Source organism: Faecalibacterium sp. Marseille-Q4137 (assembly GCF_017377535.1).
GTDB classification, from domain to species: domain Bacteria; phylum Bacillota; class Clostridia; order Oscillospirales; family Ruminococcaceae; genus Faecalibacterium; species Faecalibacterium duncaniae.
The window spans coordinates 18,886-38,243 of record NZ_JAFREK010000005.1; the positions used below are offsets into that span (position 1 = coordinate 18,886).

The window sequence follows — 19,358 nt, forward strand, 5'->3', positions numbered from 1 at the left end:
GCGGCTGCTGATGCAGCCGCCCTCCTTTTGTTATGCGTGAAAATAATCATAGATGGTCTGTGCCAGCTGGGGGCCAACGCCGGGGGTATTTTCCAGCTGGTCGGGGGTGGCCTCCCGCACAGCACCCACGCTCTTGAACTGTGTCATCAGGGCCTTGGCCGTTTTGGGGCCCACGCCGGGCACCTCGGTCAGGGTGGAGGAATAGCTCTTCTTCCGCATCTGCTGCTTGCGGTAGGCATTGGCAAAGCGGTGGGTCTCGTCCTGGATGGCCGTGATAAAGGTGAATGTCCCCCGGTTCATATTGATGGCGATTTCCCGGCCCTCACTGTCCACGATGGCGCGGGTGCGGTGATGGTCATCCTTGACCATGCCGTAAAGGGGCACATCGGCCAGTGAAGTGCCTGCCAGTGCCGCCTTGGCCGCGCTGACCTGTCCCCGGCCGCCATCCATCAGCAGCAGGTCCGGCTTCTGCCCGAAATAATTATCGCTGCCCTGCCCCTGTGCGGCCAGCGCGGCGTATTTCTCATACTCTGCCGCCCGCCGGGAAACCGTCTCGGCCAGCGAAGCGTAGTCATCCGTCCCCAGCACGGTCTTCATCCGGAACTTCCGATACCCGGCTTTGTAGGGCTTGCCATCCCGGAAGGTGACCATGCCGCAGACGCTGGTGCCATCGCCCCAGTTGGAGATATCGTAGCTCTCAATGGTGCGCGGCGGCTTGGAAAGCCCCAGCACCTGCGCCATCTCATCCAGCAGCTTTTCCTCACGGGCGTAGCGGCCGCTCTCCCGGGCCAGCCGTTCCACCGCGTTGGTGTGGGCCATCTCCACCAGATGGGCCTTATCGCCCCGCTGGGGCACATAGAGCTGTACCTCACTGCCCCGCTTTTCGTTCAAGGCCTGCTGCAGCGCTTCGCTGTCCGGCGGCAGCTCGTCCACGGCAATGATCTTTGGGATCTGCTCATCATCCAGGTAGTACCGGGGCAGAAACTCCTCCCGCACAGCGGCAATATCCGCCGTATCGTGGAAAAGGAACTCCCGCTTATCGGTCAGCCGCCCCTCCCGGAAGCGCAGGATCGCCGCGCAGACACTGCTGGGGGTACCGGCCAACGCCACCACATCCATCTCCACCTCCGGGTCCACCACGACCTTCTGGCCCGCTGTCACCTTGGTGATGGCGTTGATCTGGTCCCGGAGGAGGGCCGCTGTCTCAAATTCCAGCCGGTCAGAGGCTTCCAGCATCCGCTCGTTCAGGGTCTTGAGAATGTCCTTTTTGCCGTACCGGATCAGATGCACCGCGTTTTTCACGGCCTGATTGTAGTTCTCGCAGCTGATCTTGCCGCTGCACACGGCCATGCACTTGCCGATATGGGCATTCAGGCAGGGCCGCCCCTTGCCGATATCCTGGGGGAACCGCTTGCTGCACCGGGGCAGCAAAAAGGCATCCAGCGCAGTCTCGGCCATCTGCCGGGCCGCAAAGGACGAGGTATAGGGGCCGATGTATTCAGCATCGTCCTCCTCCTTTTGCAGCACGAAGGAAAGGCGGGGCCAGGCTTCCCGGGTCACCTTGATATAGCTGTAGCCCTTGTCATCCTTCAGCAGGATATTGTATTTGGGAGTGTGCGCTTTGATCTGGCTGGCTTCCAGCACCAGTGCCTCGAACTCGCTCTGGCAGACGATGACATCAAACGCATAGGCGTGGGCGATCATCTGGCTGACCTTGTTGTCGTGGGGCACCCCCTCGCGGAAATACTGGCTCACCCGGATGCGCAAACGCTTGGCTTTGCCGATATAAATGATGGTATCGCTTTTGTCCCGGATGATATACACACCGGGCAAAAGCGGCAGCATACAGGCTTTCTGATACAGTTCTGCTTTGGTCATGGCAGCTCCTTGGTAAAACAAAAAGCGGCAGGAAAAACATCCCGCCGCCTCAAAAATCAAAGGCTCGAATTACTCTGCAAAGCCAGACTCGACCAGCTTGATCAGGCCATCAACAGCAGCCTGCTCGTCTGCGCCGTCAGCGATGATGCGGATGGTGGTGCCGCCCACGATGCCCAGAGACAGAACGCCCAGCAGGCTCTTAGCGTTCACGCGGCGCTCTTCCTTCTCGACCCAGATGGAAGACTTGAACTCGTTAGCCTTCTGGATAAAGAAGGTAGCCGGACGAGCGTGCAGACCAACCTGATTTTCAACGGTAACTTCTTTGACGTACATAGTAAAACGCTCCTATCTATTATCGTTCTCGGGAATTCGATTTGTTTCTTGCCTGTTGCGTTGTACCTATTTTAGCGCAAGCCGAAACCAATGTACAGCCCCAGAACGCATTTTTGGCGGTTTTCCCAATGATGAGGGGGGTCTTTTTCGCCTTTTATACAAAGATAACAAAATTATTCCCCCAGTGTTGGCCGGGTAATACAAAAGTTTTCAACATTTTTTCGACCTTCGACGGTTTCCCGGCCCGTTCGACCCTGTTTTCAGCCCTGATAGCGCATTTCCAGCACCTGACTGGGGCGCACCACCAGCGGGTCTTTGGCCGGGTCGAATTTCTCCTTTGCGCCCACTACCTGCCAGCCCATGCGGCGGTAAAGAGCCAGTGCCCGGGTGTTGGTGTTCAGCACCGTAAGCACCGGGTGCTCATGCTCCGACAGTTTCTTTCGGGCGAAATCCAGCATCTTCTGGCCGATGCCCCTGCCCCGGGCGCTCTCCGTCACAAAAAGATGCTCCACCTGCCCGGTCTTGTGGTGTACGCTGACCGTGGCATCCGGCACATCCTTGGTATAGTGGAGGTAGCAGACCCAGCCTTCCTGCTTTTCCTGCTGCAGCTGGGGCAGGAACATCTCCGGGGTCAGGGCATCCAGCGCTTCCTGCACCCAGCCCCCGGCACAAATGCTCCGGCGGCCCTCCGCAAACAGCTTTGCGGCAGCCTCCATCTGCTCGGCGGTCTTGACCAGCCGGACATTCTCGCCCCGCTTCCACTTGGGGATCTCGGTCAGGGGATGGGTCTCACACCACTGCTCATAGAGCTCCGGGCGGCGCAAACGGGTGCGCTCCCGGCTCTGCTGCCCCCGCCAGGCATCGATCTTCTGGTGGTTGCCCTCCAGCAGGACAGGCGGCACAGCACGGCCCTCCCAGACCTCGGGGCGGGTGTACTGGGGGTACTCCAGCAGGCCGTCCCAGTAGCTCTCCTCCTCGTAGCCCTTCTGCTCGGCCAGAACGCCGGGTTTCAGGCGGAGGACGCTGTCTGCCACCACCAGGCTGGCCAGCTCGCCGCCGGTGAGGATATAATCGCCGATGGAGATCTCCTCGTCCGCAAAGGCATCGATCACGCGCTCATCGATGCCCTCATAGTGGCCGCAGACCAGGGTCAGGTTGTCGTACTGGGCCAGCCGCCGGGCGTGCTCCTCGGTATAGCGCTGCCCACCTGCCGTCAGGAATACTATATGCGGCGCAGGCCGTCCCTGTTCCTGCACTTCCTTCTGGACTGCCCGCAGGCAGTCGGCAATGGGCTGGGCATAGAGCACCATGCCGCAGCCGCCGCCATAGGGATAGTCGTCGGTCTGCTTCTGTTTATTCAGGGTGTAGTCCCGGATCTGGTGGCAGTGGGTCTCAATATATCCCTTTTTGGCAGCGCGGCCGATGATGCTGGAATCCAGCACCTGCTGGCACATCTCCGGGAAAAGGGTCACGATGTCCACACGCATCCCCATGGCTCACTCCTCCTCCCGCTCACTGTCAAAATCGTCATCCAGCAGGCCCGGGATGGGGGTGACAAGGAGATAGCCCTCCGGCGGGTTGCGCTCTTTCAAAAAGGCATCCACCCCGGGGAACATATATTCCTTGCCGCCGGGGGCCTTGACGGTGTAGATATCCTGTGCGCCGGGGTGATCCACGCTGGTCACCACGCCGTACACCTTGCCGGTATCGGCATCCCGCACTTCGCACCCGATGAGGTCGGCCACATACCACCTGCCCGCAGGCAGAGTGGCATCGTCACGGTCAAAGTAGAACACCTGCCCCCGCAGGGCACGGGCGGCATCCATATCGCTGACCCCTTCCAGCTGGAGCAGGGCCATCTGCCCCTGGGGGCGGATGGAGGTGATCTTGTAGCACCTGCCGCCCTGGGGGGTGGTGTACAGGCGGCCCACCTTTTTCAGAAAGGCCACGCCGTCACACCACAACTCCAGCTTCATCTCGCCGCGCACACCGTGGGTGGTCACCACCTTGCCGGCTTCCAAGTATTTCTGCATTGCTTTTACTCCTTTAGCATCCTCACCCTCTCCGTCATTGCTACGCAATGCCACCTCTCCCGAGGGGAGAGGCCTTGGCAGTCACCACAAAGTTTCTGGTTTTGCCAAGGGCTCCCCCTTTGGGGGAGCTGGACGCGAAGCGGCCTGAGAGGGCGAGCTGCCTAATAATACAAAAAGGCCCCTTGCCTTGCGGCAAAGGGCCCGTAGGGTGCTCAGTCGATCTCAACAAGGACCTTTTCATCGACCCGCACAGCAGCCGCGCGCATCACCACACGAATGGCTTTTGCGATCCGGCCCTGCTTGCCGATGACACGGCCCATATCTCCCTCTGCCACGCTCAGGTGGTAGACGATGGTGCCGTCCTCGCGGGGCTCGTCCACCGTGACCTTGACGGCTTCCTTGTCCTCCACGAGACCGCGGGCAACTGCCAGCAACAGCTCCTGCATGAGTCAGCCCTCCTACTTACAGAATGTTGGACTTCTTCAGCAGAACGCGGACGGTATCGGTGGGCTGTGCGCCGTTGGCGATCCAAGCCTTGGCCTTCTCAGCGTCGATCTTCACCTCAGAGGGCTCCTGGTTGGGATCGTAGGTGCCGATCTCCTCGATGAAACGGCCGTCGCGGGGGAAGCGGCTGTCAGCAACAACAACACGATAGAAGGGAGCCTTCTTAGCGCCAACGCGGCGCAGACGAATCTTAACTGCCATGGTAAATATCCTCCAAAAATGTTTGTGCCCCGTTTCGGGGTTTGATTAAATCTATCTGTACAACCCCTGCGGGGTGTATACCTGTGTTTGAAAGAAAACCTCTCCGTCACCTTCGGTGACACCTCCCCTGGCAGGGGAGGCAGGCTTCAAGGTTTATTTAAGGCCCCGGAAGGCATTGGGGTTGCCCATCATGCCGCCCAGGCGGCGGGCAAAGCCCTTGGGGCTCTTCTTGAACTGCTTCATCATCTTCTGCATCATCTCAAACTGCTTGAGCAGCTTGTTGACATCCTCCACCCGGGTGCCGCTGCCCGCTGCAATGCGGCGCTTGCGCTTGGGGTTGATGATGGAGGGCTTTTCACGCTCTTCCTTGGTCATGGAATAGATCATGGCCTCGATGCGGTCAAAGGCTTTCTCGTCGATCTGGCTGGCATCAATGCCGGACATGCCGGGCATCATGCTCAGCATGGCACCTGCACCGCCCATCTTGCGGATCTGCGCAAACTGGGCCAGCATGTCGTTCATATCGAACTTGTTTTCCATCATCCGCCGGGCGGTCTCTTCTGCGGCCTTTTCATCGGCGGCATCCTGCGCCTTCTCAATGAGGCTCAGCACATCGCCCATGCCCAGGATGCGGCTGGCCATGCGGGAGGGATGGAACACTTCCAGATCGTCCAGCTTTTCGCCAGTGCCCTGGAACTTGATGGGCTTGCCGGTAACGCTCAGCACCGAAAGTGCCGCGCCGCCGCGGGTATCGCCATCGGTCTTGGTCAGGATGATGCCGTCGATGCCCACCGTCTCGTTGAAGGTCTTGGCAACATTCACAGCGTCCTGGCCTGCCATGGCATCTACCACCAGCAGCGTCTCGTCCACGGGGACAGCTTCCTTGATCTGCACGAGCTCCTGCATCAGGACCTCGTCGATCTGCAGACGGCCGGCGGTATCCAGGATCACGATGTCGTTGCCGTAATCCCTGGCGTGGGCCAGCGCCTTGCGGGCGATCTCCGGGGGCTTGGCACCCGGCAGCGTGAACACGGGTGCACCGGCCTGCCCGCCCACCACCTGCAGCTGATCAATAGCGGCGGGGCGGTAGATATCGCAGGCCACCAGCATGGGGCGGCGGCCCTGCTTGATGAAGTATTTGGCAAGCTTGGCTGCGTGGGTCGTTTTACCGTTGCCCTGCAGGCCGCAGAGCATGATGATGGTCTGACCCTTGTTCTTGACGATCAGGCGGGGGGCTTCCTCGCCGCCCATCAGGGCAACGAGCTCCTCGTTGACGATCTTGACCACCTGCTGGGCGGGGGTCAGGCTCTCCATGACCTCCTGACCCATGGCGCGCTCGGAGACCTTGGCACAGAAATCCTTGGCAACCTTGTAGTTGACATCGGCTTCCAGCAGGGCCATCCGCACCTCGCGCATGGCGGCTTTGATATCGGCCTCGGTCAGCTTGCCGTGGCCGCGCAGCTTTTTGAACACACCGGCAAGGCGGTCGGTCAAAGATTCAAATGCCATGTTCGGTGCTCCTCTCAAAATAGTAATGGTGTCAGCTCTCGTTGACTTCGTCGATGGAGCGGATCAGCCCCAGCATCTTGTTCAGCGTTGCTGCATACTCAGTGGTGGTGAGCCTGGCATAGGGGCCGGTGCACTCGAACCGCGCGTCAATGACCAGCTGTTCCAGTTCCTCCAGCTTTTCCTGCACCCGGCGGTAGCGGCCTGCAAAGCCGACCTTTGCTTCCAGCTCTTTCAGGGTGGTCTCGCCATGCTTGATGGCATCCCGTGCGCCCTGACGGGTGATCCCAAAGTTTTCCCCGATCTCACTGAGGGAGAGGTCATCGTTGTAATACTGGTTCAGCATCTCGCGCTGCTTGGGCGTGAGCACCTCGCCATAAAAATCGAGCAGATAGCCCATTTCAAAGTCTTTTGCCATGATGCGTTCTGCCCTGACCTCCGTTTGTTGTAAAGTTCATTTGCTTTACATACGGAGTATAGCAGACATTCTTTTCCTTGTCAAGGCTTTTTTCCATCACTCTGCTGATTTTTCGGCAGGTTTTTCTCCATTTTGTCCAATTGTGGCTTGACGCTGGGCACAGGATGCGCTACCTTATAGGTATGAAACCTCTCAGTCTAGGCCTGATGGCTTTGCCAGCTCCCCTAACAGGGGAGCCCTTGGCATGGCAGACAGTTCTGTGCTGACTGCTCAGGTTTGCGTAAGGGAGGAATTTCGTGGCAATCTATCCAAACATCTACCAGACCCTGGTCCCCTGTCCGATTGTGGAGCTGCGGGGCTATCTTGCCGCCTGCGGGCTCAAAGGGCGGCTGTATGCTTACCTTGATTATAATGGGCCCACCGGCACGTCCCGCGATTCGGTGGCCGAGGGGATGCTGGCCCTTGCGGCGGAAAAGCACAAGCTGCTCCCGGGCCAGCCCATCATTGAAGCGGCCTCCGGCTCCTTTGCCATGGCGCTGGCCCTTGCCGGGCGGACGGCGGGCCACCCCGTGGTGCTGACCATGCCGGAGGATGCCCCGGCCCTGCGGCAGGAATACCTGCTCCGGCTGGGGGCACAGATCCTGCATTCCCCCGCCCAGCGGGGCCTTGCGGGGGCCCGGGCGCTGGCAGAGACCACCGCCGCCGAAAAGGGCTGGTACTATATGAACTGGCTTGCCAACGACGATAACCCAGAATACCACCGCCGGGTGACCGGCCCCGCCATCGTGCAGGCCATCTCCCGGGAGGGCCGCAGTCTCGTGGACACCATCACCGTCGGCGTGGGCAGCGCGGGCACCATCACCGGCGTAGGCGAGACCATCAAGGCCTGGACCAACGATGTCCGCATCGTGGCCGTGGAACCCTTTGAGAATCAGGCTCTGGGCGGCGGCTTCACCGGCGGGCACGGCATCCCGGATATCGGCTACGGCATCGTGCCGGGCAATTACAACGCCTATGTTGTGGATAATGTAGCCGCCGTTACCAGCACCGATGCCAACCGCACTGCACAGCGGGTCCTTGCCACCGATGCCATTCCCGCCTCCCCTGCCGCCGGTGCAGCCCTCCACGCCGCCGCACAGCTGATTGCCACCGGCACCAGCCGCTCGGCGCTGGCTATCTTCAGCGGACGGCAGGTATTTAATCTATAAAGAAAAGAGAGTTCCAAATGACCAAGGATATGACGACCGGCCCGATCGCACCGCTGCTGGTCAATTTCACCATTCCCCTTGTGCTGGGCAACCTGTTCCAGCTGACCTATAACGCCGTGGACAGCATCATTGTCGGCAAATTCGTGGGCGAGGATGCCCTTGCCGCCGTGGGCACCTCCAACCCGCTGATGACGCTGGCGATTTTGTTCATCAACGGTGTCTGCCTGGGTGCAGGCATCCTTGTCAGCCTGGCGTTCGGTGCAGGCGACACCGAGCTGGTGGAGCGTCAGGTCTCCACCACCGCCATTGCAGGCTCCGTCTTTTCCCTGATGTTCTCGCTGACCTGTGTGATCCTGGCAAATCCGCTGCTCCGTCTGCTGCAGGTGCCAGAAGAGATCCTTCCCATCGCTGTGAACTACCTGCGCATCGTGTTCGGCGGGCTGCTGTTCACCTTCTTCTATAATTTCCTCGCCGCTACCATGCGCGCGCTGGGCGACAGCAAAAGCGCGCTGTACTTCCTGATGATCAGTTCGGTGCTGAACATCGGCGGCGACCTGTTCTTTGTTGAGGTGCTGGATTGGGGCTCCGAGGGCTGTGCCCTTTCCACCTTGCTGAGCGAAGCGCTCTGCTGCGTGCTCTGCCTGATCTATATCCGCTGGAAGGTCCCTGTGTTGCAGCTGGGCAGGCGCTGGTTCATTTTTGACTCCTCGCTGCTGAAAAAGACCATCAGCTACGGCTGGACCAGCGCCATGCAGCAGGCCACCGTTCAGCTGGGCAAGATCGCCATTCAGGCCATCGTGAATACCATGGGTGTCAACGCCATGGCAGCCTTTGCCGCCGCAGGCCGCATCGATGACTTTGCCTATGTGCCCCAGCAGAACATCGGCCATGCCACCACCACCCTGATGGCCCAGAACCGCGGCGCGGGCAAAAAAGAGCGTGTCCGCGCCAGCTTCTTCTGCGGCCTGAAGCTGGAGTTCCTCTACGCCATTTTTATCACCGCTATCTGCTTCTTCTTTGCCGAGCCCATCATCCGGCTCTTCATCACCGATGCCGCCGTGGTGCATCTGGGGGTGCGCTTTTTGAAGCTGGTCTCCCTGTTCTATCTGATGCCCTCGCTGACCAATGGCATCCAGGGCGGCTTCCGCGGCCTGGGCGACCTCAAGATCACCCTGAACAGCAGCACGCTCAACATGGCAGGCCGTGTGGCGGCCGCTGCCGTCTTTGTGCTTCTGATGAAGATGGATATTGAGGCCCTGCCGTACAGCTATGTTGTGGGCTGGTTCCTCATGCTGGTCTATGAAGCCCCCATGATGGTAAAGTATCTGCGGAAGGGTGAGCTGTAAGCCTGACACCGCCCCGGGCAGACCCGTGCTCTCACTCTGCCCGCTCGATCTCCCGGTACAGCCATTCCAGTGCATCAGAGATGCCGCCCAGCTGATCGATGAGCTTCTCCTTTACGGCCTTTTTGCCGTCCAGCATGGTGCCCACGTCCATCACCAGCTCACCGGTGCGGAGCATCAGCTCCGAGTAGCGCGCTGCCGTAATGCCGCTGTGGCCCGCCACAAAGCCGGTGATGCGCTCCTGCATCTGCTCGAACCACCGCATGGTCTGGGGCACGCCCAAAATCATGCCGGAGTGGCGGACCGGGTGCACCGTCATGGTCGCCGTGGGCACGATAAAGCTGCGCCGGGCGCTGACTGCCAGCGGGATGCCGATGGAGTGGCCCCCGCCCAGCACGACCGTGGCACTGGGCTTTGAGATGCTGGCAATGAGCTCTGCCAGCGCCAGCCCGGCCTCCACGTCCCCGCCCACGGTATTGATGAGCACCAGCAGGCCCTCCACAGCGGGGTCCTCCTGCACTGCCACCAGCTGCGGGATCACATGCTCATACTTGGTGGTCTTCTGGCCCTGCGGGGCCTCCACATGGCCCTCGATCTGGCCGATCACGGTCAGGCAGTGGATGGCATGGGGGCCGCGGGTGCGCCACACCGTGCCCAGATCTTCCAGCTGCTCTTTCTCCAGCCGCTGCTGTTCGGTGGTTTCCTTTTCATATTCCGGCATGTTGGCTCCTCCTCAGGGTGTTTTTTTCAGTGTTCCCGGGGATCGAAGCAATATGCGGCGGCTAAGATTTCTTTACTTTGAAAAAAATTGGCCCAGAGGATTTGACATTCTGTCTCATTGCAGTATACTTTATACTAAGAATAAGATTGACAAGTATATATCATTATTGTTCAGAAACTGTCTTAATCGCCGGTGCACCTTGCAGGGCGCAAAGAGACCGGCATTCCCTTTGGATGAAAGGAGAACCATTTCCATGAACAATCCCGGCAAAGCTTCCCTTCCGGTGATCAAGCGCCTGCCCAAGTACTACCGCTACCTGCGGACGCTGAAGAACGACGGTATCACCAGCATCTCCTCCCGCGAGCTGGCCGCCCAGATGGGCACCACGGCCTCTCAGGTGCGGCAGGATTTCAATTGCATCGGCGACGTGAACGGCCGCCAGGGCATCGGCTACTCGGTGGAGAACCTGCTTTCCATCCTGGAGCATCTGTTGTTCGGCAACGGTGACCTGCTGCCCACCATCCTCATCGGCTGCGGCCGGTTGGGCAAGGCAGTCAGCCGCTTCATCACCACCGACACCAACGGCTACAAGCTGATCGCCGCCTTTGACAATTCCCCCAGCGAGGTGGGCAAAGAGATCAACGGTATCCAGATCTTACACGTTGACGAGCTGGAGGCCTTCTGCGCAGAGCATAAGCCTGAGGTGGCTGTGTTCTGTGTGCCCCGCAGCGGTGCGGAGGAGCTCAGCGGCCGGCTGGTCGAACTGGGCATCAAAGGCTTCTGGAACTTCTCCCACTATGACCTGTCGGTGCCCTACCCCGAAGTGGTGGTGGAGAACGTCCACCTGGGCGACAGCCTGATGAGCCTGGGTTACCGCCTGCGCAATCAGGACTGATCTAACATCTATTCATAACGTATCACAGAAAACAGGCAGCCCTCTCCCCCCGAACGAGCAGAGAGGGTTGCCTTTTTATGAGGAGAGCAACTATGGCGAAGCTATACTTCCGATACGGTGCCATGAACAGCGGCAAAAGCACCGCGCTGATGCAGGTGGCCCACAACTACGAAGAGCAGGGGATGCGGGTGCTGATCCTGAAGCCCCAGGTGGATACCAAGGGCGGCGGCGAGCTGGTCAGCCGCCTGGGCGTGCGCCGCAGGGCCGACCTGCTCATTCCGCCCGAGGTGGATGTGTTCGAGGCCGTGCGCGCCGCTTCTGCCGGGGAGCAGCCGCTGGCCTGTGTTCTCTGCGACGAGAGCCAGTTCTTTACCCCGGCACAAGCCGAGCAGCTGTTCATGGTCACGGTAGACCTGAACATCCCGGTCATCTGCTACGGCCTGCGGTCAGACTTCTCCCTCAAGGGCTTCCCCGGCTCCACCCGTCTGCTGGAGCTGGCCCACACCATTGAGGAGATGAAGACCATCTGCACCTGCGGACGCAAGGCCACCTGCAACTGCCGCAAGGTCAATGGGGAGTTCGTCTTTGAGGGCGAGCAGGTCGCCATCGATCTGGAAAACGATGTGCAGTACGTCAGCATGTGCCCCCAGTGCTATTTCAAGGCACGGCGGGCGTTTTACGCCAAACGGAACGCACAGTAAGTGTCGATCTCCGGCAGGCACAGGAGCCCTCTTCTGCGTGAGATCCCAGATCTCCCAAAAGATTTTTACAGTTTTCAGAGCGCTGCCCAGCCGGGCGGCGCTCTTTTTTGCTCGTCCCCTTTTGAAGTGATATATCAGTTGTATCCCACTGCGAACGTTTTTTGCGCAATTGATATATCAGTTTATAAAACAGCGATATCGTCACTTTTTTCACACGTTGTATACAACATTATACCGTCAATTTCGCAACAAGTTACAATATTATTGCAATTTTAGAGGTTCTGCTACACTCTCTCGGCCCGTTTCTATGCAATCTATCCAATTATGCAGATTGCATATTTTTTCGCTCCAAGTTTATTCATTTCGGCAATGCCGTCAAATCGTTGCAAATCACTAGAGCAATATTTGTTCGTTTTTTGTCCGTATCACTTCAATTTACATCTTTCTTTTTCCCATCCCTTTTGTTATCATATTTGTATACAACGAGCCTTGTGCAGAAAGGCCCGCTCGATGTTTTTTGATTTATTAGGAGGAGAACAACAATGAGCAAGGCAATTTCCCGTCGTGATTTCCTGAAGGTCACCGGTGCTGTTGGTGCAGCTGGTCTGCTGGCTGCCTGCGGCGGCAATGGCGGCGCTGCTTCCAGCACCGCTTCTTCCGCAGCCGAGGCTGCTTCCGTGGCTGGCCTGAGCAGCGATCCCGTTACCCTGACCATGAGCTGGTGGGGCGGCGAGTCCCGCCACAACGCTTACCAGGAGGCCCTGAAGGCTTTCTCTGCTGAGCACACCACCATCACCGTCAACCCCACCTTCGCTGCATGGTCCGGCTGGGAGGACACCATGTCCACCAAGTTTGCAGGCGGCGTGGCTGAGGATGTCTGCCAGATCAACTGGAACTGGCTGTACAACTACTCCGGCAACGGCCAGACCTTCCTGGATCTGAACAGCGTCACCGATTACCTGGATATGTCCCAGTGGGACGACGCAAAGCTGGGTGCCTGCAACGTTGCAAATGCACAGCAGTGCGTGCCCATCTCCATGACCGGCCGTATCTTCTACTGGAACATGACCACCTTTAACAAGGCTGGCATCACCGAAGTTCCCGCCACTGAGGATGACCTGTTTGCAGCAGGCAAGGCTTTCCAGGAGAAGCTGGGCGATGATTACTATCCCCTGCACCTGGGCGCATACGACCGTATGATCCTGATGGTGTTCTACCTCGAGTCCAAGTACGGCAAGGACTGGGCAGATCCCACCACCTCTACCCTGAACTACACCGCTGACGAGATCGCCGAGGGCATCGACTTCATCAAGAGCCTGGTCGACGGCCACGTCATCATGCCGCTGCCCACCTACTACGGTGCAAACGGCGACGGTGCTACCCACCAGTCCAACGAGTGGATCACCGGCAAGATCGCTGGCATCTTCGAGTGGGATTCCGCTGCTTCCAAGTATCAGGACGCTCTGGACGAGGAGAACAAGCCCGGCTTCACCGTTGGTGAGGAGATCAAGTTCGGCGATTACAACGGCGGCTTCTCCAAGGTCTCCATGGGCATGGCCATCACCAAGACCTGCAAGAACCCCGCTGAGGCTGCTACCCTGATCGAGTACCTGTGGAACGGCGACGGCGCTGCCATCATGGGCTCCGAGTGCGGCGTCCCCGCTTCCAAGGCTGGTCTGGCTACCGCTCAGGCTGCCGGTAAGATCAACGAGCTGGTCGCCGAGGCAAACGGCAAGGTCATGAGCTTCGTTTCCTGCCAGCTGGATCCCCTGTTCGAGTCTTCCGATCTGAAGGCTACCGGCACCGGCACCTATCAGGAAGTGTTCGATACCGTTGACTACGACAACAAGAGCGGCGCAGATGTCGTTGACGTTCTGCTGGACGGCATGTCTGCTGTTGGCTACACTGTCTGATCTTCTTTGCTGACCTGAGTCAAAATACATATCAGGGGCATCGTCCACCCGTAGGCCCGATGCCCCTTTTTTCTCAGGTACAGGTTACAATTCTCTGACAAATCTGTTGCCAAAGTGTGACATAAGGTTTGTTGCACTGATTTTTACCAAAGGAGGATCCCCGGATGAAAGAAAGCAAAGCGCCCTCTCTCGGGCGTACCCCCGCACAGAAGTTCCTGGATAAGTGGCAGGGTCTGATCTACCTGATCCCCTGGATCATCGGCTTTATCGTGTTCAAGGCCATCCCCTTCGGTCAGTCGCTGTATTACAGCTTCACCGACATGAACTTCTTCAACGGCATCCACCAGTATGGCGTGATGAACTACGTCACCGCCTTCTCTGATGCCAAGGTCACCAAGGCTCTGGTCACCACCTTCAAGTACGCATTCATCACCGTGCCCCTGAAGCTGATCTTTGCTCTGTTCATCGCATACATCCTGAACTTCAAGATCGCCTGCGTGAACCTGTTCCGTACCGTTTACTACATCCCGTCCATTCTGGGCGGCTCCGTTGCCATCGCCGTGCTGTGGAAGGCCGTTTTCCGTGATGATGGTCTGGTCAACACCATCATCCGCGCCATCACCTTCGGCCACGCACAGGGCCCCTCCTGGCTGAGCGACCCCAACTATGCGCTGTGGATCATCTGCTTCCTGCGCATCTGGCAGTTCGGCTCCGCCATGGTGCTGTTCCTGGCCGCCCTGAAGGGCGTGCCTGCAGACCTGTACGAGGCTGCCACCATTGATGGTGCCGGTAAGTGGAAGCAGTTCTTCTCCATCACTGTTCCCATGATCACCCCCATCATCTTCTACAACCTGGTCACTCAGATCTGCCAGGCTTTCCAGGAGTTCAACGGCCCCTTCATCATCACCAACGGCGGCCCGCGCAACTCCACCACCCTGATCTCCATTCTGGTTTACAACTACGCCTTCAAGTCCAACCAGATGGGCATGGCTTCCGCTCTGGCCTGGATCATGTTCGTGATCGTCTGCATCCTCACGATCATCGCCTTCACCAGCCAGAAGAAGTGGGTCTACTACTCGGATGAAAGGTAAGGTGTGACAGTATGGGAATGAAAGCATCCAACGCCATCGCGACGTTTTTTAAGTATCTTGTCCTGATCCTGGTGGGCCTGATCATGATCTATCCCCTGCTGTGGATGGTCAGCGCTACCTTTAAGGACAACAGCGAGATCTTTGCAGGCATCGGCCTGTGGATCAAGAACCCCACCCTGGAGGGCTACAAGAACGCGCTGAACAACTTCGGCGGTTCCATCAACATCCTGCAGGCCATGCTGAACACTTATTCTTATGTTCTGCCCAAGGTCATCTGCACGGTGGTCTCCTCCTGCATTGCAGCCTACGGCTTTGGCCGTTTCGACTTCCCGGGCCGGAAGATCCTGTTCAGCATCATGCTGGCCACCCTGTTCCTGCCTCAGGTCGTTCTGAACGTTCCTCAGTTCCTGCTGTACACCAAGTTCGGCTGGGTCAACAGCCCGTTCTATCTGGCCATCTGGGTCCACACTGCATTTGCAACTGAGACCTACTTTGTTTACCAGCTGGTGCAGTTCATGCGCAATGTCCCGCGCGATCTGGACGAGGCTGCCGCCATTGATGGCTGCAACTCCTTCCAGACCCTGTACAAGGTCATTGTCCCCATGCTGATGCCCGCTCTGGTATCCTGCGCACTGTTCCAGTTCATGTGGAGCTGCAACGACTTCATGGGCCCCCTGCTTTACGTGCAGACCCCTGCAAAGTACCCCATGTCCCTGTTCGTCAAGCTGTCCATGGACGGTGATACCGGCTTTGCCTGGAACCGTATCCTGGCCCTGTCCCTGATCTCCATCCTGCCGCAGCTGATCGTTTTCTTCTGTGCACAGGATCAGTTCGTCGAAGGTATCTCCGCCGGTGCTGTCAAGGGCTAAGCACCCCCTCTGCGGACAGAACCATTGACTTTCGATGAATAAGCAACGCCCCCTGTGCGCAGCACAGGGGGCGTTGTTCTTATCCGCGGTGGCTCTTGCGGTATTGCAGCGGCCCCGTTCCCATCGTCTCGCGGAACACGCGGCGGAAATGGGCGGCGGAGGCAAAGCCGGTCTGCTCGGCCACCGCGCTGATGTTCAGGTCGGTGCTCTCCAGCAGGCGCTGGGCAACCTCGATGCGGCGGCCATTGATGTAATCCACAATGGACTGGCCCGTGACCCGCCGGAACAGCCGGCTCAGGTAATAGGGCGACAGGTAGAACCGCGCAGCCACATCTGTCAGGGAGAATTTCTGCTGGTAGTTGGCTGCAAGGTAAGCGCAGATCTGTTCCACCGTCTCGTTGCGGGGGCGGATGTCCTGCTTTTCACTGCGGCACTCCTGCTCCACATAGTGCAGGATGAGGGTAAGATAGATCATGCCGGGGCTTTCCGGCTCGCTCTCGGCGCTCTGCATCATGCCCAACAGGGTGCGCAGGCGGCCTGACCACTGCACCGGGCCGTACAGGGCCGTTTGTGCTCCCGGCTCGAACAGCGGCATGAAATCCCGCTGCATCAGGTTTTTGAGCACCGGGAGAACGCCCGCGGGGAACCGGCAGCCGAGGAGCTCGGGGGCAATGTGGCCCGCCTGCTGCAGCAGGCCCCCACCGGGGCCCAGCAGCAGCACACAGCCCGGGTTCACCAGCAGGCTCTCGCCGCCCCGCACCAGCGTAAAGCTGCCGCCGGACACCAGAATGATCCGGCAGATCTCCTCCTCCTCGGCCAACTCATACTGGCCGGTCTGGAACCGCAGCGCCTTTGCCGTTACCCGGCCGCTCCATTTTTCCCGTTCCGCTTTCATCCGCACACCCCATTCAACAGTTTCTTTTCCTCAGTGTACCATGCCCGCCACCTGCGGGCAACCCATAAATCTTTCAACATCCAAGGAGGCATCCTGTTTATGAAGCTTTCCCTGATCCGTTCCATGACCCGCAGTGCCGTGTTCGAGCTGGAAAACGGTCTGTGCTATCGTCCGGCGCATCCCTTCACCGTTCAGCTGAACGGCGAGACCGTTTACACCGCCTGCGAGACCAACGTGTTTTCCCTGTTCAGCCTGCTGCCCGGCACCCCCTACACGGTTGCCGTGCAGGCTGAGGGCGAGACTCTGACCCTCGATTTCACCACTGAGGCTGAGACCTTCTTTGTGGACGCATCCCGCTACGGCCTGGTGGCCGACGGCGCCACCGACAACACCGGCAAGCTGCAGGCTGCCCTTTCCACCTGCCCCAAGGGCGGCACGGTGTATGTGCCCGCCGGGCGCTACCGCACCTCCAGCCTGTTTATGAAGAGCTGCACCACCCTCTACCTGGAGAAGGGCGCTGTGCTGCTGGGCGACAACGACCGCACCCACTACCCCATCCTGCCCGGTGTCATCCCCAGTGAGAACGAAGTGGATGAATATTACCTGACCGGCTGGGAGGGCAACCCGCTGGACAGCTTTGCCGGCCTGCTGAACATCACGCAGGTGCACGACGTGGTGGTGACCGGCGAGGGCACGCTGGACTGCGATGCCCAGAACGGCGACTGGTGGATCAACCAGAAGGTCAAGCGGATCGCATGGCGGCCCTGCGCGGTGGCCGCGGTGGACAGTGAGAATGTCTGCCTGCACGGCATCACGGTGCAGAACAGCTACTCCTGGACCATCCACCCCATCTTCGTCAAGCATCTGGATCTGCTGAACTTCAACATCAACAACCCCTACAACGCCCCCAACACCGACGGCATCGACCCCGAGAGCTGCGAGTACATCCGCATCATCGGCGCGAACATCCATGTGGGTGACGACTGCATTGCCATGAAAGCCAGCAAGGTGTTCCTGGGCATGAAGCTGAAAAAGAGCTGTGAGCACACTGTGATCCGGAACTGCCTGCTGGACAAGGGCCATGGCGGCATCGTCATCGGCAGCGAGATGAGCGGCGGCGTGAAGGATATGGTGGTGACCCAGTGCCTGATGGACCACACTGACCGCGGCCTGCGGGTCAAGACCCGGCGCGGCCGCGGCAACACCGCCGTCATCGACGGGCTGGTGTTCCGCAATGTGGAGATGCGCGGTGTCAAGGCTCCCTTTGTCATCAACATGTTCTATTTCTGTGACCCGGACGGCCACAGCCCCTATGTCCAGTGCCGCGATGCCATGCCGGTGGATGAGTACACCCCCAAGCTGGGCAGCCTGACCATGGAGGATATCGTGGCCACCGACGCACAGTTCGCGGGCTGCTACTTCGACGGCCTGCCTGAGCAGCCCATCGAGCGCGTCTCCATGAAGAATGTCACCATCACCTTTGACCCCAATGCCGAAGCCGGTCAGGCCGCCATGGCGGACAACCGCCCCAACGTGAAAAAGCTGGCCATCTACGCGGAGAACGTCAAGGAGATCGACCTGCACAACGTCAAGATCACCGGCTACGAAGGCGAGCGCCTGCGCTTTGCCAATGTCGGCCATTTCGAGGAGGACTGACCCATGACCCATGAAGAAATTCTCACCCTGCTGGGCGACTATGTGGACTACCTGATTGCCAATTCCAGCGCCGAAGCCCCCATGTGGAACATTGAAAAGGTGCGCAGCGGCAAGCCCAACAAGTGGAACTACATCGACGGCTGCATGATCACGGCCTGCCTGAGCCTGTACAAGACCACCGGGGACGAGAAGTACCTGAGCTTCTCCAAGGACTTCATCGACTTCTTTGTGCAGGAGGATGGCTCCATCAAGACCTATGACCCCAAGGAGTACAACCTGGACAATGTGAATCAGGGCAAGAACCTGTTCACCCTGTACGACATCTTCGGGGATGAGAAGTACCGCCGGGCCATTGACACCATCCGCAGCCAGCTGCTCACCCAGCCCCGCACCAAGGAGGGCAACTTCTGGCACAAGGATATCTACCCCTGGCAGGTCTGGCTGGACGGCACCTACATGGCCCAGCCCTTCTACATGGAGTACGAGACCCGCTACAACAAGATGCAGGGCTGCATTGACAGCTACAAGCAGTTTATGAACATCAAAAAGCACATGCGGGACGAAAAGACCGGCCTGTACTACCACGGCTACGACGAGAGCCGCCAGATGTACTGGGCTGACCCCGTGACCGGCTGCAGCCCCAACTTCTGGCTGCGGGCCATGGGCTGGTTCATGGTGGCCATGGTGGATGTGCTGGAGCGGATGGACGAGCAGCTGTACAACGAGTACCGCGGCATCATGGCCATGCTCAAGCAGACCATTGAGGATGTGCACAAGTTCCAGGACGAGGAGACCGGCATGTTCTGGCAGGTGATGGATCACCCCGGCGTGGAGGGCAACTACCTTGAGACCAGCGGCACCGCCCTGTTCGCCTATGCGGTGCTCAAGGGCGTGCGCCTGGGCTACCTGCCCAAGCGGATGGCTGCCTGGGCTGAGAAAGCCTTCTACGGCACCTGTGACAGGTACCTCTCCAAGAACCCGGACGGCAGCCTGCAGCTGGATGGCATCTGCCTGGTGGCAGGTCTGGGCGGCAAGGACCACCGCGACGGCTCCCTGGCCTACTACTTCAGTGAGCCTGTGGTCTGCAACGATGCCAAGGGCGTAGGCCCCCTGGTGCTGGCCTACACCGAGATGATCGCCCGCAAGTAATACACGATACAGCAAAAAACGAACCGCCATGGTGACAGATGCCA

The 19,358-nt window shown here is 59.1% G+C and carries 19 protein-coding genes; 9 read left to right on the top strand and 10 right to left on the bottom strand.

All coding sequences use genetic code 11. The annotated features are described in order from the left end of the window. Positions 1 to 30 precede the first annotated feature (30 nt). The 8 genes from uvrC to J3353_RS03415 form a co-directional block, all read right to left on the bottom strand. Positions 31 to 1,878: an excinuclease ABC subunit UvrC gene (gene uvrC / locus J3353_RS03380; RefSeq protein ID WP_207684164.1), complete on the bottom strand. Its 1,848-nt coding sequence runs from the start codon at positions 1,876 to 1,878 to the stop codon at positions 31 to 33. Between the two features lie 69 nt (positions 1,879 to 1,947). After that, positions 1,948 to 2,211, bottom strand: coding sequence for an HPr family phosphocarrier protein (locus tag J3353_RS03385; protein ID WP_005920365.1), 264 nt, complete (start codon positions 2,209 to 2,211; stop codon positions 1,948 to 1,950). Positions 2,212 to 2,471: 260 nt separating this feature from the next. Beyond that, positions 2,472 to 3,704, bottom strand: coding sequence for a tRNA (guanosine(37)-N1)-methyltransferase TrmD (trmD, locus tag J3353_RS03390; protein WP_154277056.1), 1,233 nt, complete (start codon positions 3,702 to 3,704; stop codon positions 2,472 to 2,474). Between the two features lie 3 nt (positions 3,705 to 3,707). Beyond that, positions 3,708 to 4,244, bottom strand: coding sequence for a ribosome maturation factor RimM (rimM, locus tag J3353_RS03395; protein WP_207684165.1), 537 nt, complete (start codon positions 4,242 to 4,244; stop codon positions 3,708 to 3,710). 212 nt (positions 4,245 to 4,456) lie between these two features. Further along, complete coding sequence (locus J3353_RS03400) at positions 4,457 to 4,690, bottom strand: KH domain-containing protein (RefSeq protein ID WP_005934928.1); 234 nt, start codon at positions 4,688 to 4,690, stop codon at positions 4,457 to 4,459. A 16-nt stretch (positions 4,691 to 4,706) separates the two neighbouring features. Then, positions 4,707 to 4,949 carry a 30S ribosomal protein S16 gene (rpsP, locus tag J3353_RS03405; RefSeq protein WP_035394752.1) on the bottom strand — a complete coding sequence of 81 codons (243 nt, stop codon included), beginning with the start codon at positions 4,947 to 4,949 and terminating at the stop codon, positions 4,707 to 4,709. 153 nt (positions 4,950 to 5,102) lie between these two features. Then, entirely contained in the window at positions 5,103 to 6,458 is a 1,356-nt protein-coding gene (gene ffh / locus J3353_RS03410) for a signal recognition particle protein (RefSeq protein WP_097773413.1), read from the bottom strand. A 31-nt stretch (positions 6,459 to 6,489) separates the two neighbouring features. After that, on the bottom strand, positions 6,490 to 6,873 hold the full coding sequence (locus tag J3353_RS03415; protein ID WP_035394754.1) for a sigma factor-like helix-turn-helix DNA-binding protein: 384 nt from the start codon (positions 6,871 to 6,873) through the stop codon (positions 6,490 to 6,492). Between the two features lie 296 nt (positions 6,874 to 7,169). On the opposite strand from J3353_RS03415, the gene J3353_RS03420 reads away from it, so the two are divergent. Both J3353_RS03420 and J3353_RS03425 read left to right on the top strand, forming a co-directional pair. Then, the gene (locus J3353_RS03420) at positions 7,170 to 8,081 is read left to right on the top strand and encodes a pyridoxal-phosphate dependent enzyme (protein ID WP_207684166.1); all 912 of its coding nucleotides are present in this window, start codon (positions 7,170 to 7,172) and stop codon (positions 8,079 to 8,081) included. Positions 8,082 to 8,098: 17 nt separating this feature from the next. Then, positions 8,099 to 9,427: an MATE family efflux transporter gene (locus tag J3353_RS03425; RefSeq protein ID WP_207684167.1), complete on the top strand. Its 1,329-nt coding sequence runs from the start codon at positions 8,099 to 8,101 to the stop codon at positions 9,425 to 9,427. Between the two features lie 31 nt (positions 9,428 to 9,458). On the opposite strand, the gene J3353_RS03430 is transcribed toward J3353_RS03425, so the two are convergent. Then, positions 9,459 to 10,145: a ClpP family protease gene (locus tag J3353_RS03430; RefSeq protein ID WP_005934935.1), complete on the bottom strand. Its 687-nt coding sequence runs from the start codon at positions 10,143 to 10,145 to the stop codon at positions 9,459 to 9,461. Between the two features lie 253 nt (positions 10,146 to 10,398). On the opposite strand from J3353_RS03430, the gene J3353_RS03435 reads away from it, so the two are divergent. From J3353_RS03435 to J3353_RS03455, 5 genes are all read left to right on the top strand, one after another. After that, entirely contained in the window at positions 10,399 to 11,040 is a 642-nt protein-coding gene (locus J3353_RS03435; RefSeq protein WP_005934937.1) for a redox-sensing transcriptional repressor Rex, read from the top strand. A 92-nt stretch (positions 11,041 to 11,132) separates the two neighbouring features. Further along, positions 11,133 to 11,741, top strand: coding sequence for a thymidine kinase (locus J3353_RS03440; RefSeq protein ID WP_097771501.1), 609 nt, complete (start codon positions 11,133 to 11,135; stop codon positions 11,739 to 11,741). A 542-nt stretch (positions 11,742 to 12,283) separates the two neighbouring features. Next, positions 12,284 to 13,654: an ABC transporter substrate-binding protein gene (locus J3353_RS03445; RefSeq protein WP_097773409.1), complete on the top strand. Its 1,371-nt coding sequence runs from the start codon at positions 12,284 to 12,286 to the stop codon at positions 13,652 to 13,654. A gap of 164 nt (positions 13,655 to 13,818) precedes the next feature. Beyond that, on the top strand, positions 13,819 to 14,745 hold the full coding sequence (locus J3353_RS03450; protein WP_005934943.1) for a carbohydrate ABC transporter permease: 927 nt from the start codon (positions 13,819 to 13,821) through the stop codon (positions 14,743 to 14,745). Positions 14,746 to 14,756: 11 nt separating this feature from the next. Continuing rightward, positions 14,757 to 15,614, top strand: coding sequence for a carbohydrate ABC transporter permease (locus J3353_RS03455; RefSeq protein WP_005934944.1), 858 nt, complete (start codon positions 14,757 to 14,759; stop codon positions 15,612 to 15,614). Between the two features lie 79 nt (positions 15,615 to 15,693). Here J3353_RS03455 and J3353_RS03460 read toward each other — a convergent pair whose 3' ends face one another. After that, entirely contained in the window at positions 15,694 to 16,509 is an 816-nt protein-coding gene (locus tag J3353_RS03460; protein ID WP_207684168.1) for a helix-turn-helix domain-containing protein, read from the bottom strand. Positions 16,510 to 16,608: 99 nt separating this feature from the next. On the opposite strand from J3353_RS03460, the gene J3353_RS03465 reads away from it, so the two are divergent. Both J3353_RS03465 and J3353_RS03470 read left to right on the top strand, forming a co-directional pair. Continuing rightward, on the top strand, positions 16,609 to 18,165 hold the full coding sequence (locus tag J3353_RS03465) for a glycoside hydrolase family 28 protein (RefSeq protein ID WP_207684169.1): 1,557 nt from the start codon (positions 16,609 to 16,611) through the stop codon (positions 18,163 to 18,165). 3 nt (positions 18,166 to 18,168) lie between these two features. Beyond that, positions 18,169 to 19,314, top strand: a complete 1,146-nt coding sequence (locus tag J3353_RS03470; protein ID WP_207684170.1) for a glycoside hydrolase family 105 protein — start codon at positions 18,169 to 18,171, stop codon at positions 19,312 to 19,314. The last annotated feature ends 44 nt before the right edge of the window (positions 19,315 to 19,358 follow it).